This window comes from Rhodocytophaga rosea (assembly GCF_010119975.1).
Lineage (GTDB): Bacteria > Bacteroidota > Bacteroidia > Cytophagales > 172606-1 > Rhodocytophaga > Rhodocytophaga rosea.
The window spans coordinates 4,488,410-4,506,606 of sequence record NZ_CP048222.1 but is presented as its reverse complement, the minus strand read 5'-3'; the positions used below and the strand labels follow the sequence as shown (position 1 = coordinate 4,506,606).

Genomic DNA, 18,197 nt, shown 5'->3' with positions numbered 1-18,197 from the left:
CTATCAGTAACACTTTCAATAGCTTAGGCAAATAACTAAAAATTTATTCATTCACCAGCATACCAGTGTGTACAAGTTCCTCAGCCAGTCCAAAAGATAAAGTCATACCTGCGCCACTCAGGCCATTCACAATGGTTACATCTTTTTCCGGATAAGCGATAAATTCAGTTTTGCCTGGCAATTTGGGATAAATGCCATGCCAGCGGGAAGTAATATGTGTATCCGGAAAATGGGCAAAGGTATGCAGGTAGTCCAGTATAAGTTTATCTATTTCCTCCCGGTCGAAGGGTTCTGGCGTAAGGCCATATTCATGCGAGTCGCCGATGGTAAGTTCTCCCTGACTGGTTTGAGATAATAACACATGGATACCCCATTTTTCGTATTCGGGGAACTCCTGTAAAATTCGCTGATCTAAGGCTGTTAAAGAATTACAATGTTTGAATGACGCATAATGACGCAGGGTAAGTCCGGCACAGAGGGCAGGTCCCAGTTGCCAATTATTCGGTTGCGAACTGGTACGCATCATTTGCAGTTTGCATTTGGTAATTCCGGTTCCGGCAAATATTTCCGGGTATAAAGTTTCAAAATCGGCTCCGCTGCATACATAGGTCTGACCAACTTCCCATTTTTCGTCTTTGGTTTCTATAAAAGGCATCTGTATGCCATTCACCGCCACGCCAAAGCGGAATTGTACCCCATATTTTGTGTTTAAATAAGAAGGCAACACAGCAATTGCCTGCCTGGGATCTACGGTAACTTCAGTCTTGCTCCACATTCCACCAAGCAAACCTTTTGATTGTACGGCGCTGCTTTTAGTTAATACTTCCACCGGAGATAACCATTCACAGCCCTGATAGCCATGAACAGCTGCTGTATCAACAAATTCTGTCAATACATTGGCTTCGTCCTGGTGATAGGCCAAGTGTAAACAACCGGTTTCCGAGGCATAAAATCCTGCTTCCTTTGCTAATTCGGCCCATATATTCCGGCTGTGTAAGGCTCGTTCATATGCCCTGCCAGGCGCCTGGCCAATGGGCCAGATCAACCCAAAATTGCGGATAGAAGCACCGATGGCTTTGGTATTCCGTTCAAATACGACCACAGATTGTCCTTTTCTGGCTGCAGTATAGGCAATCGCCAGCCCGATTATACCGGCCCCTATCACAGCTACGTCAGCGCCTTTCGTTGTTTTCATAGTTTAATGAGATGTTGAGCAGCAGTACAAAATAGTTAATCCAAAACTGCTTGTATTTTGCTGCTCGGCAAGCTACAAAATCATCTTATGTGAAACTGTATACTCTCTTTAAGAAATTATTAAATGCACCAGCAATAGATATCTTTAAAACAAATGCTTTGCATCTTTATGAAGAGACAATGCTGCAAAATAAGACGAATAACAGAAGTGACAACTATTTTTCACTATATTCAGTTAAAGTTTTACACCTTCACCGGAAAGTATGAATGCTTCATTCACATGTATAGCTACCTGTTAATTCAGAAGTTATAGTTCCGGTTTATGTCTTATCTCCACCATTGTATGAAGCTGTTTCTCAAATTTATTTTTTATCTGGTTGCCGGCATTATTTTGCTGCTATCTGCCGGCTATTTTATTGTCTGGCGCTACCAGGACGAGATTATGGCAGCCGTAAAAGAGGAATTCAATAAAAAAATCAATGGAGAACTCACCGTACAAGAAATGGATTTCAATTTACTGGCCGATTTTCCTAATTTCTCTTTTACCCTGGTACAGCCCAAAATCAAAGATTCCCTATACGTCCTGCATAAGCAGTATCTTTTCGAGGCAGACAAAATACACTTACAGCTGGCATTGCTAAAATTGTTGCAAAACGAACTTCGCATCAAATCTGTCATTCTGCAAAACGCAAATATTCATTTATTCAAAGATAAACAAGACTATTCCAACATGAGCGTATTTAAACAAAATACAGCTTCTTCGGATACCGCCAGCAGCGGAAGTTTGGGTATGGAACTGAACCTGCAAAGAGTAATATACCGGAATGTACATTTCCAGTATATTGATTCTTTACGGAATAAAACCATAGGTTTCCGCTTAGCCAATGCCTTTACCCAGCTCGATAGAAAAAAAGATATAATAGATATCCTCCTGAAAGGCCGGGTGAACTTTGATGGGCTTACTTTTAATGCTGCTAAAGGAGGTTTCCTTAAAAACAAAGAGGCGGAACTTCAACTCCACTTAACGTATCATACTCTGGAGAAACAGTTAGCTATTTCTCCATCAGACATTCATATTGGCCAAGAAAATTACCAGGTAAAAGGGAATTTACTGTTCAATAAGCCCATTTCCCTGTTTCTGGTATTTACCGCCCCACAGGCCAGTTTACAAAAGGTAACGCCATTGCTTCCGGAAAACATTGCAAAAAAACTCAACCGGTTCACGGTAGACAGGCCAGTACAGGCAATAGCAACTCTTTCTACCCAGCTGCTGCCTGGGTATGTACCACACCTGGAAGTACAGTTTAAAGCCAATAATACCAGCATCACCTACAAAGGGCAGACTTTTACCCATGTTGATATGACTGGCCGTTTTGTAAACCAGCTCGACTCTACCCTAGAGCAGAGTGATGAGAATTCCGCCGTAGAAATTACCCAGTTCGCAGGCCGTTATGAAAATTTGCCCTATAAAGCCACTTTCACAGTTACTCAGCTTACTGATCCGAAAATCAACCTGGTCGGTTCGGCTAATATCGCCCTGAAACAAGCCAATCATTTACTGGATGAGGAAAAAATGCAACTGGGTACAGGTAAAGCTAATATCGATTTCAAATACAAAGGTGATCTGGCTCATTTCTTTGATACAACAAATGATACAATACCCGGAAAACTCTCAGGCACTATTGAGATTAAAGATGGCTCATTCCATTATTATCCACGCAAGTTTGAGTTCGCCAAAATAAACAGCACTTTCAAATTCGATCAATCGGATATTGCCATACAATCTTTAAAATTTAAGCTTAATAATAACGATATACAGGTAAAGGGACGTATTGAAGATTTTTTCCCTTTATTCCTTTATGACCGGGGTAAAATTCAGGCAAATATGGAAGTAAGCACTCCTGCTTTCAATTTCGATGATTTTAAATCTCCTGGCTCTCTTGAAAAAATGGGCCTTATTAAAAGAAAAAAAAGCAGCCAGACCAAAAGATTAATTGCTTCCAGACTAGACTCACTGATCGAAAAACTGGAATGCCGCCTGGCATTTCATGCCGATGAGATTAAATACAGGAAATTTGAAGCAAGCGGCGTAAATGGAAATATCACCTTAGATGACAATTTTGTGGGTCTGGATAATATAGAAATGAGCAGTTCCGGAGGAAATTTTAATCTCGATGGCCGGATCAACGACCTGAGCAAATCGGTGGGCAACCTCCAGATAAAAGCCCGTATACAGGATGCAGATGTGCGGAATCTGTTTTATTCCTTTGAGAATTTCAAACAAAAAACCCTGGAAGACAAGAACCTGATGGGGAAACTTCAGGCAGACATTACTTTTTCCTCTACTTTTGACCAGGCCTATAACTTACAGCCCGAAAGTATGGAAGGCCGCATGTATGTACAACTTAAAGAAGGCCGTCTGATGAATTTTGAGCCACTGGAGAAAATAAGTAATGTCGTGTTCAAAAAAAGGGATTTCAGCGATATTACCTTTGCCGATATTATTAATGATATTGAGCTGAAAGGGCAGGATCTGATGATTTCAAGGATGGAAATTGCTTCCAGTGTGCTTACCTTCTTTGTGCAGGGGATTTTCAGTTTCAAAGATACTACTGATCTGAGTATTCAGTTGCCTTTAACCAACCTGAGAAAAAGGGATGATGATTACGTACCTGAAAACATTGGTGTACATTCAGATGCCGGATCGAGTATTTACCTGCGGGCAAGGGCGCAATCGGCTGCTGAGAAAGTAAAAATCACGCTAGATCCTTTCAAAAAAGGCGTGAAGGAAGCCAAGAAAAAAAGTTAACATAGCCTTAAAGAAACGTTAATCACTATTCTTCCAGACTTTTTTATTTTGCCACCAGATTATAAAGGCGGCAAATGAATCCGTCTACATTATTCCATCATGTGTTTTTCCTGGAAGGTCGACAATTATCGTTTAACTATGCTTTTTAGATTAATTTTGTACTTGTTTATACAACAGGATAAAATATAATTTGGCACATCTCGTAAAACGTGTAACACCATAGCAGTTTTTTAAGTAAAAACTATTGTTCAACAAGTTATAGGTTTTAGGGAAATGAAAAGAAGAGACTGGTTAAAAACCATAGGAATGGCATCCTGCCTGCTTCCATTCGGGATGTCAGGTATACAGGTTCCTTCATTGGCCAATGCCGGGCGAAAAAAAGCCATTACCATTGCGCATATTACTGATATTCATGTACAGCCTGGTTTACGGGCACCCAAAGGATTAGCGAAATGTTTTAATCACCTCCAGTCCCTGCCTGATAAAGTAGAATTGATCCTCAATGGGGGCGATTGCATTATGGATGCGCTGAGCCGGGATAAATCTACAGTAGCCAAGCAATGGAAAGTATGGAATAAAGTGGTTGAAAATGAATGTTCTCTTAAAATGGTGAACTGTATTGGCAACCATGATATCTGGGCAGCTGGCGAAAAAAATGACCAGTTATATGGAAAAAACTGGGCCAAAGAGAAATTACAGCTTGAGAAAGGATATTTTAGCTTTGACCAGGCCGGATGGCATTTTATTGTACTGGATAGTGTACAACTGAAAGCCGAAGGCGGATATATAGCCAAACTGGATGAAGAACAATTTGACTGGCTTAAAACCGATTTACGAAAGGTACCTGACCGTACACCAGTGCTCGTATTGTCGCATATCCCAATTGTATCAGCTGCTGCCTTTTTTGATGGAGACCGCCGGAAGAACGGAGGCTGGCAAATTCCAGGATCTTTCGTTCACATGGATGCCAATGAGATAACTGACCTGTTTTATAAACACAAAAATGTAAAAGTATGCCTGAGCGGACACTTGCATCTATTGGATAAAGTAGAATATAATGGCATTACATTTTTATGCAACGGTGCCGTGTGCGGCAACTGGTGGAATGGTTCATATAAAGAAACCAAGCCCGGGTATTCGGTGCTCAACTTATACGATGATGGTTCTTTTGACCATACCTATACGAATTACCGCAATACACAGGCTTAGAAGTGCTACAGATTTTAACCTCAGGCTGTCTCTTTCAGCAAGCGGCGTACAATTTTACCAATATTCGACTTAGGCAGATCTTTCCTGAACTCAATGTGTTTGGGAACTTTGTAACCAGTAAAGTTTTCCCGGCAATATTTCCGCATATCATCTTCCGTGAGGTTCTGGTCTTTTTTCACTACAAAAACCTTTACTGCTTCACTGGATTTAGCATCTGGTACGCCAATGCAGGCTACTTCCAGTACACCAGGATGTTTGGCAATTACATCTTCTATTTCGTTGGGGAATACTTTCATGCCTGATACAATGATCATGTCTTTTTTCCGGTCTACTATCTTGAAAAAGCCATCTTCATCCATTACACCAATATCACCGGTTTTAAACCATTCTCCTTCAAATACTTTTGCTGTTTCATCAGGGCGGTTCCAGTAGCCAGGCATTACCTGTGGTCCTTTGGCCCATATTTCTCCACTTTCCCCTACAGCTGCTTCTGTACCATCTTCTTTCATAATTTTTAACTCCGTATTAGGCCATGGAAGTCCAATGGTGCCCAGCTTGGCTTTGCCATCTATCGTATTGCTACATAAAACCGGTGAGGTTTCAGAAAGGCCATAGCCTTCTGCAGGTACAGAGCCGGTAGCTTTTGCCCATTTTTCGGCAACGGCTGTTTGTAAAGCCATCCCTCCGGCTGAGGTTATTTTCAGGTGGCTGAAATCTATTTTTGAAAAATCAGGATGGTTGAGCAGGCCATTATATAAAGTATTTACTCCGGTGATAATCGTAAATTTATATTTGATCAGGTCTTTGATAAAGGCCTTCATATCCCTGGGATTAGTAATCAGCACGTTCAAACAGCCACTTTTGAGGGCTGTTAGGGCATTCACTGTAAGTGAATAAATGTGGTACAGCGGGAGGGCCGTTATGATAATATTATCTTTGGTTTCATCTGTTCTGGAACTCATCCAGGCATAGTTCATTTCCACATTTGCCACAATATTACGGTGCGTCAGCATAGCACCTTTAGAAACGCCTGTAGTTCCACCAGTATACTGAATGAATGCAACATCTGATCCTTTCAGTGCCACCTTCTTATAGGCTGATCCATCGGCTTTAATGGCTTTACCGAAGGGGATAGCCTTAGGCAGATTATAGGAAGGAACCATTTTCTTTATATACTTCACTACCGTATTTACAATCAGCTTTTTAGGAAAGCCCATCAGGTCGCCTAATTCGGTAACGATCACATGCTGTATACTGGTTTTATCGAGCACCTTCTCCAGGTTTACCGCAAAGTTGGCCAGAATTACAATGGCTTTGGCACCAGAATCTTTAAACTGATGCTCCATTTCCCGGGGGTATACAAAGGATTGGTATTTACTACAATAAGTCCGGCACGTAAGGCACCCAGCATAGCTACCGGGTACTGAAATATATTCGGCATTTGCAGGGCAATCCGGTCTCCTTTCTGCAACTTAAGATCATTCTGAAGAAAAGACGCAAAGTTTTTCGACAGCCTGTCCATTTCTGTAAAGGAAAGTTCTACACCCATATTAGCGTAGGCTGGCTTGGCATTGAATTTGGCGAAACCTTCTTCCATCAATTCTACCAGAGAAGGATAGCTATCCGGGTTAATCTGGTGAGGAGTACCTTTTGTATAATGTTTGTACCAGATATGATCTCGCTGCGGGGTAAGGGTTGCCTGAATGTCCATGTCTATTAGATTTTTACTTAAATATAATCATTTCCAAATTTAATATAAATTTTATTATATGTTATTCTGTAAAAGTTCTATGTATCTCAACAGGATTAAATTTTTTAACGGATAAGTATAATTCATTCCGGGAGCTTTACATAGGTAAATGAATCGTTCATCAGATAAAACTGCAGGTTCACATAATCTGCAAGCATCATATATTCAATCTGCCTACATTTTCGCATCATTTTAACCTATCCTTATGAAAATATCTGTACAACCAGCTTTTGCAAGAAATCTTCTCTCTATTGTTGCCCTGTTTACTATCATTCTCATAAGCGCTGAAAAGAGTCAGGCTCAGGGCTGTGTAGCCGTACGGCACATGTCTACTTGTGGAAATCCCAACGCGGCTAATACTAATACCAATCTAATGGCTGGCCAGTGGCAGGTATCCGCTTCTTACCGCTATTTCCGTTCTTTCCGCCATTTCAGGGGCAATCATGAAGAAAAAGAAAGACTGAAAATAGGCAATGAAGTAATTAATACGACCAATGCCCTGGATCTGGGTGTAACTTATGCTCTTACCAACCGGCTGAGTTTTAGTGCCGTTGTACCGCTCAGCTATACCGACCGATCTTCCTGGTATGAGCATGTAGACCGTGTGAATGGACCCCGTTACCACTCGCAAGCCTATGGCTTAGGAGACATCCGCTTGCAGGCTAGTTACTGGCTGATTGATGCTGAAAAATATACAAATGGAAATATTGCCATAGGTGCTGGTGTAAAACTTCCTACCGGGAATTTTAATACTCAGGATGAATTTCATATCAAAAGAAATGACCAGGTTGTGTTAGAACGTAGGCCGGTTGATCAGTCTTTACAATTAGGCGATGGGGGCGTAGCAGGTTTACTGGAGATTCAGGCGTATCATAAGTTATTTAATAATGCCACAGCCTACATCAGCGGTTTTTATATGATTAATGCCCGGGATACTACCAAAACCCGTACCTACCGCGAAACTTTAAATACTACCCTAGCTAACGAATCTTATCTTTCGGTGCCAGACCAGTTTTCTGCAAGGGCAGGGATAAATTATGCAGTGTTTCCTTCTAAAGGAATTTATGTGAGCCTAGGCGGACGTTTTGAGGGGGTTCCGGTACGTGACCTGATTGGAAAAAGCAACGGATTCCGCCGCCCGGGACATATATTTTCTGTAGAGCCAGGCATTACCTATGCACATGGCAAAAACATCGTTACGCTGGGAGTGCCAGTTGCCCTCATCCGCAACCGTACCAAAAGCGTAACAGACCGGCAAATGAACCGGCACGGAGATGCGGCTTTCGCCGATTATCTGGTATTTCTCAACTATGCACACAGGTTTTAATAAATTAATAAAGGAAAACTAAAAAAGGGCTAGACGTTTGTTCAGCCCTTTTTTCATGCTTTGCCTTACAAAAGAATTTTTACTTTATCTAACTATTATTTATTTGTGTCAATAATCAGGTAGATGATGTCTTTGTTCTTACTCCGTCCTTACTTTCTTTGTCTTGACACAAAGAAAGTAAGCAAAGAAAAGTCAAGAAAAAACAATGCTTCCCCGCTACAAGCCTACGCAATGCCCGCTGTTTTTTCGGGCCATCACGCATGGAATTTTTGTTTTATTTTAATTATTTAATAGATCAGGTTACTTCTTCTGCCCATGTTTAAGGTAATATAGAAAGTCTAATTCATAGCTTTTTCCATCTTTCCAATAGTAAACAGAGCGTATTTCAGGAATCGAATCATATAAAGATTCTTCAGAAAAGTTAATTCCTACAATCGAATATTTTCTTATGTTATCAGGGCTCTCTTTAGGATAAAAGAAATCACTAGCTTCTGTTGTACAAAATCTAATTGATTCAACAGGAAGTTTCGTCTTTACTGTATCCAGATATTTGTAGGATAACATAATAAAATCATAATTACTGAAACATTCGTCCTTATATCCATCTATCACTATAAAATGATCAAAGGGACCATTTTTCGTTATTTTGCCGCGATACTATATAGGTTTCAGTTTAGCAGTAAAGTGGGAGTTGTAGCTATCTATAGGATCTTTCTGAAAGCATCCTCCAAAAAACCTATAAAAGCTAAAAGCAAATAATGAAGTAAGTATTTTTTCATATACCTTTTAAGAATAGTCGCAGATTACCCACCATCTCAAATTTAGATTATAACTTCACAAAATACAGTATCAGATAAAGTTATTAATGATTTGCTTATATCTGTATCTAATCAACTTAACCCATATTCAATTATTTTCAATTACTTTTCTACCTTAATTAGATACCGTTTTTCCACCGCTTTATCTCTGGTATTGGGATTGAGGAAAGGCAAGGTGAGGGTGGAAACATGAAAATGGTCGAAAGTTGCTACGATTTCAGGATTTACCTGTAAGGCCCGGATAATATTCAAACCTTCGGTATTGGTATATACCCAGTAAGTGCTTCCGGGATGTCTTGCACCAGGAGTACCGGTTTCGGTGAGAGAAGGAATAATCTTGCGGCTATATAAATCCAGGGAATACATATAAGCTTTGTAGTAATAAAACTGGTTCTGATCGATGCCGTGTTCCAGCACATACCTGGCCGCCACCGCTGGCGACTGATACTTGAATAACTCCGGATAGACATGTGCATTCAACGCAAAATTAGCGCCGGTAATACCAATCAAAGAAGGTAGTATGAGCTTGCTAAAAGCTGTTTTCCCTTTCCAGAACATATATAAACTTCCACTAAAAAAGGCCAGAAGGATCAGCCATAGAAATGCATTTTTCAACGGGAAAGAAATAAGCACCAATAAAGCAATGGCCGTCCAGACGATGAGTATCACAAATAACTGTATGCTTTTCCATATTGTGAATACTCTGGTCTGAGAAGAGTTGGTAATGATTTCGTAGAGGTATTTCCCGGTCAGGATGGCCGCCAGTGGAAACAGTACAAAAATATAATGTGGCAACTGGTATTTAGATAAAGATAAAGCAATATATGGAAACAGGAAACCGCCCCAGGTAAGGGCTTCCTCTTCGGAGTTAATTCTGAACTTCTGCCGGAATAAAGCCACCGTTTTCCTGAAAAAGGCCACAATAAACAGCAGTGACCAGGGCAAAAAACTCCATAAAAAGGTATGCATGAAGAAGAAGAAATCCGCATTATTTTTCCATACATTTTCCCCGGTAATCCGCCCGAAACTTTGTGTCCAGAAGAAAAACCGCAAGCCAGACACGCCGGTTTGGCCATTTACTACGGTTTCCGGATGGGCATCATATTGCTGATATAAGCCAATACACATGGGAAGCAATACTATTCCTACCCAGACCAGACCCACCAGCCATTGCCACCTGAAAAAAGAAGCCCATTGCCGTTTGAGTATAAAATCAGTAGTAAAGGCAAGTGCAGGCACCATTACGCCGATCGGACCTTTCGCCAGCATGGCTAAGGCAACCCCGGTAAATCCCAGAATGAGGTTCAGAAAACTACCAGTCTGATTGAATACCGCCAGTTGCCAGACAGCAAAAATGACTGCCCCAGTTAAATTGGTATCAGTACGCACATCGTGGTTGAACAGGAAAAAAGCCTGACAGGAAGCTAATACCAGAGCCGCTATGTAGCCTGTTTCTTTGTTATAATAGAGTTTAGCTAACTTATAGGTAGAATAGGTTGCCAGCAAAGAGAATAGAAACGAAGGAAGCTTGTAAGCAAAATTTGATACCCCAAATAATTTATAGGACAATGCCGAAAGCCAGAAAATAAGTGGTGGTTTGTCCAGGTAGTTTTCGTAGCGGTTATAGAGTTTGAGAAAATTACCAGTCTCCAGCATCTCCCGCGACATCGAAGCATACTGAGTGGCATCTACATCCATTACATCCAGAAATAGTCCAATACCATATACCACATAAATACCCACAAAAGGCAGCCATTTGAGCCAGGGATTTTCAGAAGCAAGTAAAACAGTAACCGGATTTGATTGCGTAGTTGGAGTAGTAGCGGTTGATTTCAAAGCAGCAGTAAAACAGGTGGATGATTAAGAAAGAACCGGGGAAATATACATAGGGATATCCTCCAGAAATTGATAGCTCTGGCTGGCATGGTCGATGCGGCAGCAATGATACGAAAGGCCATTTACTACAATCAGGTAAGGTGCTTTTAAGATATAATTATACCTGGCTGCCTGCTCAAATACGGCTTGCGTAATAGGTACATATACATCCTTGCATTCAACTACAATCAAAGGCTTTCCTACTGAATCGAAAATGACCAGATCCGTCCGTTTAGGCAGATTATTATATTTGAGGCCACCTTCCGCTTTCATTAAGGCTTTGGGATAATGGTATTTATTGATCAGAAAATGCACAAAATGTTGCCGTACCCATTCTTCAGGGGTTAAAAAGACATACTTTTTGCGTAATATGTCAAAAATGAAGAGTTTATCATCCTTCTTCTTAATTTTGTGTTCGTATGGTGGCAGATTTAAGGCAATCATGAGGCAAAATTACGAATTACAAACGACGAATGCTGCAAAACCTGAGGTTTTATCGCTCTTTAAAAACGTGAATTACCCTGACAAAGTATAACCGTTCAACCAAAGCCATACCGACGCCTGAATGGAAAATTATAGCATATGAAAACCAAAGAAGAAATAGTAAAAGACTGGCTTCCCCGGTATACTGGCAGGCCACTGAAAGATTTTGGTGAGTACATTTTGCTCACGAATTTTCACAATTATGTAGAAATGTTTGCCAACCAGTTTGATGTGGAAATTATAGGTCAGGGTAAACCGATGCAAACGGCTACGGCCAATAATATTACCATCATCAACTTTGGGATGGGTAGTGCCATGGCGGCAACCGTGATGGATCTATTATCGGCTGTAAAACCCAAAGCTGCGCTGTTCCTGGGAAAATGTGGCGGACTGAAAAAGAAAACCCAGCCGGGCGACCTGATTCTGCCAATTGCCGCCATTCGGGGCGAAGGAACCAGTGATGATTATATGCCGCCAGAAATTCCGGCTCTCCCCTCCTTTCGTCTGCAACGAGCTGTTTCCTCCATGATCAAAAAATATGAACTCGATTACTGGACTGGTACTGTATACACGACCAACCGCCGGGTGTGGGAACATGATGATGCGTTTAAAGAATATCTGAAGAAAATACGTGCCATGGGCATTGATATGGAAACGGCTACTATTTTTATTGTGGGCTTTACCAACGAAATTCCGCATGGTGCCTTGCTGCTGGTATCCGATACACCCATGACACCGGAGGGTGTAAAAACTTCAGAAAGTGATAAGCGGATTACATCGCAGTTTGTAAACAAGCATTTGCAGATCGGCATTGATGCCCTGCAGGAACTGGCGCATTCCGGAGAGTCGGTGAAACACCTGCGGTTTGAATAAGCGGTTTCAATTATTAATCGCTTTCCATTTAAAGGGACAATTAATTTATTAGCTTGCAAAAAATTTGAATATCTAGGAATTACTGCCTGACATATGCTATTATTAATCCGGCAGTATAAATGCATGTTTAAAAATCAACTCACAAATCTGCATGGAAACAGCAATCCAATCGAAAATTGATACCTGGCTCAGCGGCAACTACGACCCCATGACCAAACAGGAAATTCAGCAACTCATCAGCGCCGGTAACGAAACCGAATTGGCTGATGCGTTTTACAAAGACCTTGAATTCGGAACCGGTGGATTACGGGGTACCATGGGGGTAGGCTCCAACCGGATGAATAAATACACGGTCGGAATGGCTACCCAGGGATTAGCCAATTATCTGAAAATCAGTTTTCCTGGTGAGCAACTGAAAGTAGCGATTGCCCATGACAGCCGCAACAACAGCGACTATTTTGCCCGTATCACTGCCGATGTGTTTTCTGCCAATGGTATCAAAGTATATTTCTTCAAAGAACTTCGCCCTACTCCAGAATTGTCTTTTGCTATTCGCCATTTGGGATGCCAGAGCGGTGTAGTGGTAACGGCTTCACATAATCCTAAGGAATACAACGGCTATAAGGCTTACTGGAACGATGGCGCTCAGCTGATTGCGCCCCATGATAAAAATGTGATCAAGGAAGTAGAGAAAATAAAATCGGTAGATGAAGTAAAATTCCAGCGTGTGGATAGCAATGTAGAACTGGTTGGTGAGGAAATTGACAAAGTATATATCGACAATATTCTTTCGCTTTCCATTTCAAAAGATGCGATTCAACGGCAAAAAGACCTGAAAATTGTATTTACTCCGATTCATGGAACTGGCATTACACTGGTGCCACAGGTATTAAAGAAGATGGGCTTCACCAATGTGCATGTGGTAGAAGCACAAGCTACCCCAGATGGCAATTTCCCAACCGTGATTTATCCCAATCCGGAAGAAAAAGAAGCCCTGAGCCTGGCTTTGCAGCAAGCCGAAAAACTCGATGCTGACCTGGTAATGGCTACCGACCCCGATGCTGACCGGGTGGGAATTGCTGTAAAGAATCATCATGGCAAATTCCAGCTCATGAATGGCAACCAGACTGGTAGTTTGCTGATTTATTATATGCTGAGAGCCTGGAAAGAATCCGGCAAGATTACCGGGAAGGAATACGTGGTAAAAACCATCGTAACTACTGACCTGATTGATAAAATGGCGGCATCTTTCGGCGTAGAATGTTTCAATACGCTTACTGGCTTTAAATACATTGCCGGAATCATGCGTGACCTGGAAGGCAAGAAGAAATTTATTGCCGGTGGCGAAGAAAGTTATGGCTATCTGGTAGGTGATTTTGTACGCGATAAAGATGCCATTACTTCCTGTGCGATGATCGCTGAACTGGTGGCTTATGCCAAAGACAAAGGCATCAGTTTGTTTGATATGCTAATGGAAGTGTATATGCAATACGGCTTCTACTACGAAACGCTGGTTTCTCTCACCAAAAAAGGCATGACCGGTGCCCAGGAGATCAAGCAAATGATGGTGAACTTACGCAACAATCCGCCTAAAACGATTAATGGTTCGCCGCTGCTCTACCTTAAGGATTACGAAAACCGTATGGAAACTCATGTGCCAACTGGAAAAACCACTCCAATGAATTTTGATAAGTCGGATGTTTTGCAGTTTATTACCGAAGATGGAAGCAAAATTTCTGCCCGTCCATCAGGAACAGAACCGAAAATTAAGTTCTATTTCAGCGTAAATGCACCGCTCAAACGCAAAGAGGATTTCGACCAGGTAGCTGTGCAATTACAAGAAAAAGTAAAAGCGATTGTAGAAGAAATGAGCCTGAAATAGAGGAAGTTTTAACTCAAAAAATACCAGAAGAGGTAGATACTTGTGTCTGCCTCTTTTTCGTTTTATAAGGGCATTGGGTTAAACAGGTGTATTTCTGAGATTTATTCCAAGTCTTCAACCAGCTTTTCAATCATCCTATCCAGATGAAAACCCATGTCCGCACCTTACAGCTAAGCCTGTTCATTTGCTTATTCCTGCTATGTTCTTCCTCCTGGGCTACCCATATTAGTGGCGGCTATATTGCTTATAAATGGCTGCAACGCAATGATTATGAAATCACGGTAGGACTATTTTATGATATCGGTGGGGTGCCGGTTGTACCTGAGCAGCAAGTTTTTATCTATGGTATTGAAGCGCAGCAAATTATGTTGCCTTTGCGAAAGTATATGAATCCGAAACCTGGCTCTCAAGTTGGACTGGCTTTATATTCAACTATATATACCTTTCCGGAAGTCTCATTTTTTGGAGGTGTGCGTAATAAGATAGCTGTTAGGATCGATAACCGGAGCGGAAATATTTTGAATATGTTTTCCTCTATTAATACCTCATTCTATATAGAAACAGAAATATATGTCAACTCCTTTCTGGGCATTAACAGTTCTGCAGCTCCTGCAGATACTATGGCTTCTGTATCCGGAAAAGTGAACAAAGCATTAACAGCAGATTTGTCTTCCATTGATCCGGATGGAGATTCCCTGGTATACAAACTCATTACTCCCATGCAAAATGCCTGGCGGAATGTGGAAGGTTACCGTTCTCCTGAATTCCTTTGTACAGACTGCACATTTACTCTCAACCCTCAAACCGGGCAGTTAACCTGGAATAAGCCAGTTTTACAGGGTGCGTATGCAATCGCTGTAATGGTAGAAGAATGGCGAAAAATCCCAGGAACCAGTCAGAGTCTTCGAATGGGATATACCATCAAGGATATTCTACTGGTCATCAGCGATTAGCTTTAGGAGTACTACAAATGACCATTGACCAATGACCAAAATTCAGCCTTATGAAATCTACAATTTATATCTCCTTTATCACTTGCAGCCTATTTTCTCTCTGGCAATGCACGCCTGTACAAGAACAAAAGCCTGTTTCTACCAATCCTCTGGTAGAGCTCAATCAGCTTAGCGGGAATACCTCCAGAATTTGGAAGATCAGCAGTGTGAGCATTAATGGAGTAAGCCAAGCCCTGGACGATTGCCAGAAGTTTACAGAAATCACTTTTTCAAAAGAAAAAAGCGGAACACTGGATTTTTATGATACCAGTTGCGGCAAACAAGCTCAGGCTTTCTCCTGGGAAACCACACCAGATACCCTTACTATTCTACTAGCCAATCAGGAAAGACAGAAATTAGTGATCCAGGAATTAAATCAATCGACCTTCAAATATACTACTGTAGCAGCAGAAGGTTTGAGTTATGCGTTTACCCTGACCACAAAATAGAAAAGGCAGGAAATCTATTCCTGCCTTTTCTATTTATACTTGTTCCGCTTTATAGCCAGCCTTTTGAATGGCATCTTTAATTTTATCTGGTCCGGCATTTCCGGTTTCTACAGTAAGCACCCGGTCTGGATTTTGTAAGTCTACCTGCCAGTTTCCAGCTATGCCTTCCAGGGCATTGAGGTGAGGCGTTACTGCAGCCACACAACCTCCACATTTAATATTGGTTTTAAATTTTAGCGTTTTCATAGATACTGATTTTAATTGAATGCTTTCTAATTAGTATTTCAATGGGATACCAGTTTTTTGCTGTTCCTGTGAATGTACCTTACAAAGGTAGGCAGATCATTTCATAGCTGCTTTACATAAAAACCAGATTGATGTATATAATTTTGTGGCAGATGATAGGTTTTTAGAAAACGGGTGCTTTACTTTATTGTTCATTTTTTAACCTAAACCCTGTTTCTTCCCAAATGATTACCCGGTACTGCCGTTTTGCTTTTCTTTTACTTACTTTATTAGTTATTCATCTTGACAGCATTGCCCAGAAAAATAATGCTCTTTCTACGCAGCTCAAACAAAGCCAGTTATCTGAAGACATCCGCCTAAACCAGATTGGTTTCTATCCGAAAGCGCCCAAAATGGCTGTACTTGTGAAAGAAGGAGGAACTACGTATTATATTGCTACCCCGGATTTGCAGCGTACCGTTTTTACAGGCAAACTGAGCGAACCCCGTACTTCTCCCTTTTCAGGCAAACAAACCCGGATGGCCGATTTTTCAGCCTTCATCCAACCTGGAAAGTATGTTCTCTGGATTCCGGAAATCGGACATTCTTATCCATTTCAGATCACAAACCAAATTCACACTCCTTTAACTGCAGCGGCTATCAAATCCTATTATTTTCAACGCATGTCTACCGCTTTGCCAGAGAAATATGCCGGAAAATGGGCAAGGGCTGCTGGTCATCCGGATGATAAAGTACTTATCCATCCTTCTGCTGCTTCAACGCAACGGCCTACCGGAACTCAGATATCTGCCCCATATGGGTGGTATGATGCCGGCGATTATAACAAATACATTGTAAACAGTGGTATTACCATGGGTACGATGCTTGCTGCCTACGAAGATTTTCCTGCCTATTTTGATACGCTCCAGCTCCATATTCCAGAAAGTAATAATCAATTACCCGATCTGCTGGATGAGTTATTATGGAACCTGCGCTGGATGCTCGCCATGCAAGACCCAAATGATGGAGGTGTTTATCACAAACTGACCAATGCCAAGTTCGATGGAATGGTTATGCCGGAAGCCGCCACACAACCCAGGTATGTGGTACAAAAAAGCACAACTGCTGCCCTCGATTTTGCAGCCGTAATGGCCCAAGCCAGCCGGATAGTCAAAAAATTTCCGCAAGCTTTACCTGGCTTGGCTGATTCCTGTATTACCGCTGCCGAAAAAGCCTGGACCTGGGCCGAGCAACATCCGGATGTATTGTATAAACAGGAAGCCATGAACCAGCAGTTTGACCCCGATGTAGTAACTGGTGCCTATGGCGATAATAAACCTGACGATGAATTCATATGGGCAGCTTCAGAATTGTATATCACTACCAAAAATGACAAGTATTATACCGCTGTAAACCTGTTTCCAGATACTCAAATGCCTTTGCCTTCCTGGGCACAGGTACGCTTGCTCGGATACTATTCTCTGGCCAGACATCAAAAAACCTTGAGTGCCATAGCCCAGAAAGATTTTGCAGAGCTGAAGAAACGCATTATTGGGTTTGGTGATGAATTGATTAGTGGCGTTTCTGCCCAACCGTATGGCACCGTGATGGGAAAAACAGCGAAAGATTATATCTGGGGAAGCAGTTCTGTTGCGGCAAACCAGGGGATAGCGCTGATTCAAGCCTATTTGTTAAGCGGCGATAAAAAATACCTGGATTATGCGCTTACTAACCTGGATTATCTATTAGGGCGCAATGCAACCGGCTATTCTTTCCTCACCGGTTATGGCAGCAAAACACCTATGCATCCGCATCACCGGCCTTCTGTTGCAGATAAAGTAACCGAACCTGTGCCAGGCTTACTATCCGGCGGACCTAATGCCAATGCCCCCAGGCAGGATAAATGTACGACCTATACTTCTACCATAGCGGATGAAGTGTTTACTGATAACGATTGTTCGTATGCCTCCAATGAAGTTGCCATTAACTGGAATGCGCCTTTTGTGTATTTAGCTGCTGCTATAGAAGCTCTTCAATATAAAGCTGGGTATGGCAATAGGCAGAAGAAATAAAGGCTTTTTGCATAAAGCATTTCTTCAAATTCTCCTAAAAAATCAAAAATTAGATCAAAAGCTTGATTTGCCAGAGAAAGGGAAGTAAATTGCCCTATTGTGTACTATTGCCCATTATTTTGTCTGTCTACAACAACATATGTAGAATAAATTTTCGCCTTGTTCCCATTCTGATGTAGAAATACCAGCCTTTATACCTAAATCCATTGAAAATCTAAACCAAATTTGTTTAAATACCC

General features: G+C 41.5%; 12 protein-coding genes and 1 pseudogene. 8 read left to right on the top strand and 5 right to left on the bottom strand.

Translation table 11 applies throughout. The features are described from left to right. Nucleotides 1-43: 43 nt before the first annotated feature. Nucleotides 44-1,195: a TIGR03364 family FAD-dependent oxidoreductase gene (locus GXP67_RS18655; protein ID WP_162444525.1), complete on the bottom strand. Its 1,152-nt coding sequence runs from the start codon at nucleotides 1,193-1,195 to the stop codon at nucleotides 44-46. A 342-nt stretch (nucleotides 1,196-1,537) separates the two neighbouring features. On the opposite strand from GXP67_RS18655, the gene GXP67_RS18650 reads away from it, so the two are divergent. Next, the gene (locus GXP67_RS18650) at nucleotides 1,538-4,003 is read left to right on the top strand and encodes an AsmA family protein (RefSeq protein WP_162444524.1); all 2,466 of its coding nucleotides are present in this window, start codon (nucleotides 1,538-1,540) and stop codon (nucleotides 4,001-4,003) included. Between the two features lie 273 nt (nucleotides 4,004-4,276). Further along, nucleotides 4,277-5,212, top strand: a complete 936-nt coding sequence (locus GXP67_RS18645) for a metallophosphoesterase family protein (RefSeq protein ID WP_162444523.1) — start codon at nucleotides 4,277-4,279, stop codon at nucleotides 5,210-5,212. A 20-nt stretch (nucleotides 5,213-5,232) separates the two neighbouring features. On the opposite strand, the pseudogene GXP67_RS18640 reads toward GXP67_RS18645, so the two are convergent. Continuing rightward, nucleotides 5,233-6,923 (bottom strand): annotated as a pseudogene (locus GXP67_RS18640) (AMP-binding protein). Nucleotides 6,924-7,167: 244 nt separating this feature from the next. Here GXP67_RS18640 and GXP67_RS18635 point away from each other — a divergent pair. Next, complete coding sequence (locus tag GXP67_RS18635; protein ID WP_162444522.1) at nucleotides 7,168-8,289, top strand: hypothetical protein; 1,122 nt, start codon at nucleotides 7,168-7,170, stop codon at nucleotides 8,287-8,289. Nucleotides 8,290-9,209: 920 nt separating this feature from the next. On the opposite strand, the gene GXP67_RS18630 is transcribed toward GXP67_RS18635, so the two are convergent. Further along, the gene (locus GXP67_RS18630; protein WP_162444521.1) at nucleotides 9,210-10,943 is read right to left on the bottom strand and encodes an ArnT family glycosyltransferase; all 1,734 of its coding nucleotides are present in this window, start codon (nucleotides 10,941-10,943) and stop codon (nucleotides 9,210-9,212) included. Nucleotides 10,944-10,967: 24 nt separating this feature from the next. After that, nucleotides 10,968-11,426 carry a type I restriction enzyme HsdR N-terminal domain-containing protein gene (locus GXP67_RS18625; protein WP_162444520.1) on the bottom strand — a complete coding sequence of 153 codons (459 nt, stop codon included), beginning with the start codon at nucleotides 11,424-11,426 and terminating at the stop codon, nucleotides 10,968-10,970. 138 nt (nucleotides 11,427-11,564) lie between these two features. Here GXP67_RS18625 and GXP67_RS18620 point away from each other — a divergent pair, with 138 nt between their 5' ends. From GXP67_RS18620 to GXP67_RS18605, 4 genes are all read left to right on the top strand, one after another. After that, nucleotides 11,565-12,338: an AMP nucleosidase gene (locus GXP67_RS18620; protein ID WP_162444519.1), complete on the top strand. Its 774-nt coding sequence runs from the start codon at nucleotides 11,565-11,567 to the stop codon at nucleotides 12,336-12,338. 151 nt (nucleotides 12,339-12,489) lie between these two features. After that, nucleotides 12,490-14,220 (top strand): phospho-sugar mutase, encoded by a 1,731-nt coding sequence (locus tag GXP67_RS18615; RefSeq protein WP_197901536.1) that lies wholly within the window; start codon nucleotides 12,490-12,492, stop codon nucleotides 14,218-14,220. A gap of 143 nt (nucleotides 14,221-14,363) precedes the next feature. Next, entirely contained in the window at nucleotides 14,364-15,173 is an 810-nt protein-coding gene (locus GXP67_RS18610) for a hypothetical protein (RefSeq protein WP_162444518.1), read from the top strand. Nucleotides 15,174-15,223: 50 nt separating this feature from the next. Further along, nucleotides 15,224-15,661, top strand: a complete 438-nt coding sequence (locus GXP67_RS18605; protein WP_162444517.1) for a lipocalin-like domain-containing protein — start codon at nucleotides 15,224-15,226, stop codon at nucleotides 15,659-15,661. A gap of 33 nt (nucleotides 15,662-15,694) precedes the next feature. Here the strand turns inward: GXP67_RS18605 and GXP67_RS18600 are convergent, their stop codons facing one another. Continuing rightward, nucleotides 15,695-15,907: a heavy-metal-associated domain-containing protein gene (locus GXP67_RS18600; protein ID WP_162444516.1), complete on the bottom strand. Its 213-nt coding sequence runs from the start codon at nucleotides 15,905-15,907 to the stop codon at nucleotides 15,695-15,697. Nucleotides 15,908-16,131: 224 nt separating this feature from the next. Here GXP67_RS18600 and GXP67_RS18595 point away from each other — a divergent pair, with 224 nt between their 5' ends. Continuing rightward, the gene (locus GXP67_RS18595; RefSeq protein ID WP_162444515.1) at nucleotides 16,132-17,958 is read left to right on the top strand and encodes a glycoside hydrolase family 9 protein; all 1,827 of its coding nucleotides are present in this window, start codon (nucleotides 16,132-16,134) and stop codon (nucleotides 17,956-17,958) included. Nucleotides 17,959-18,197 lie beyond the last annotated feature (239 nt).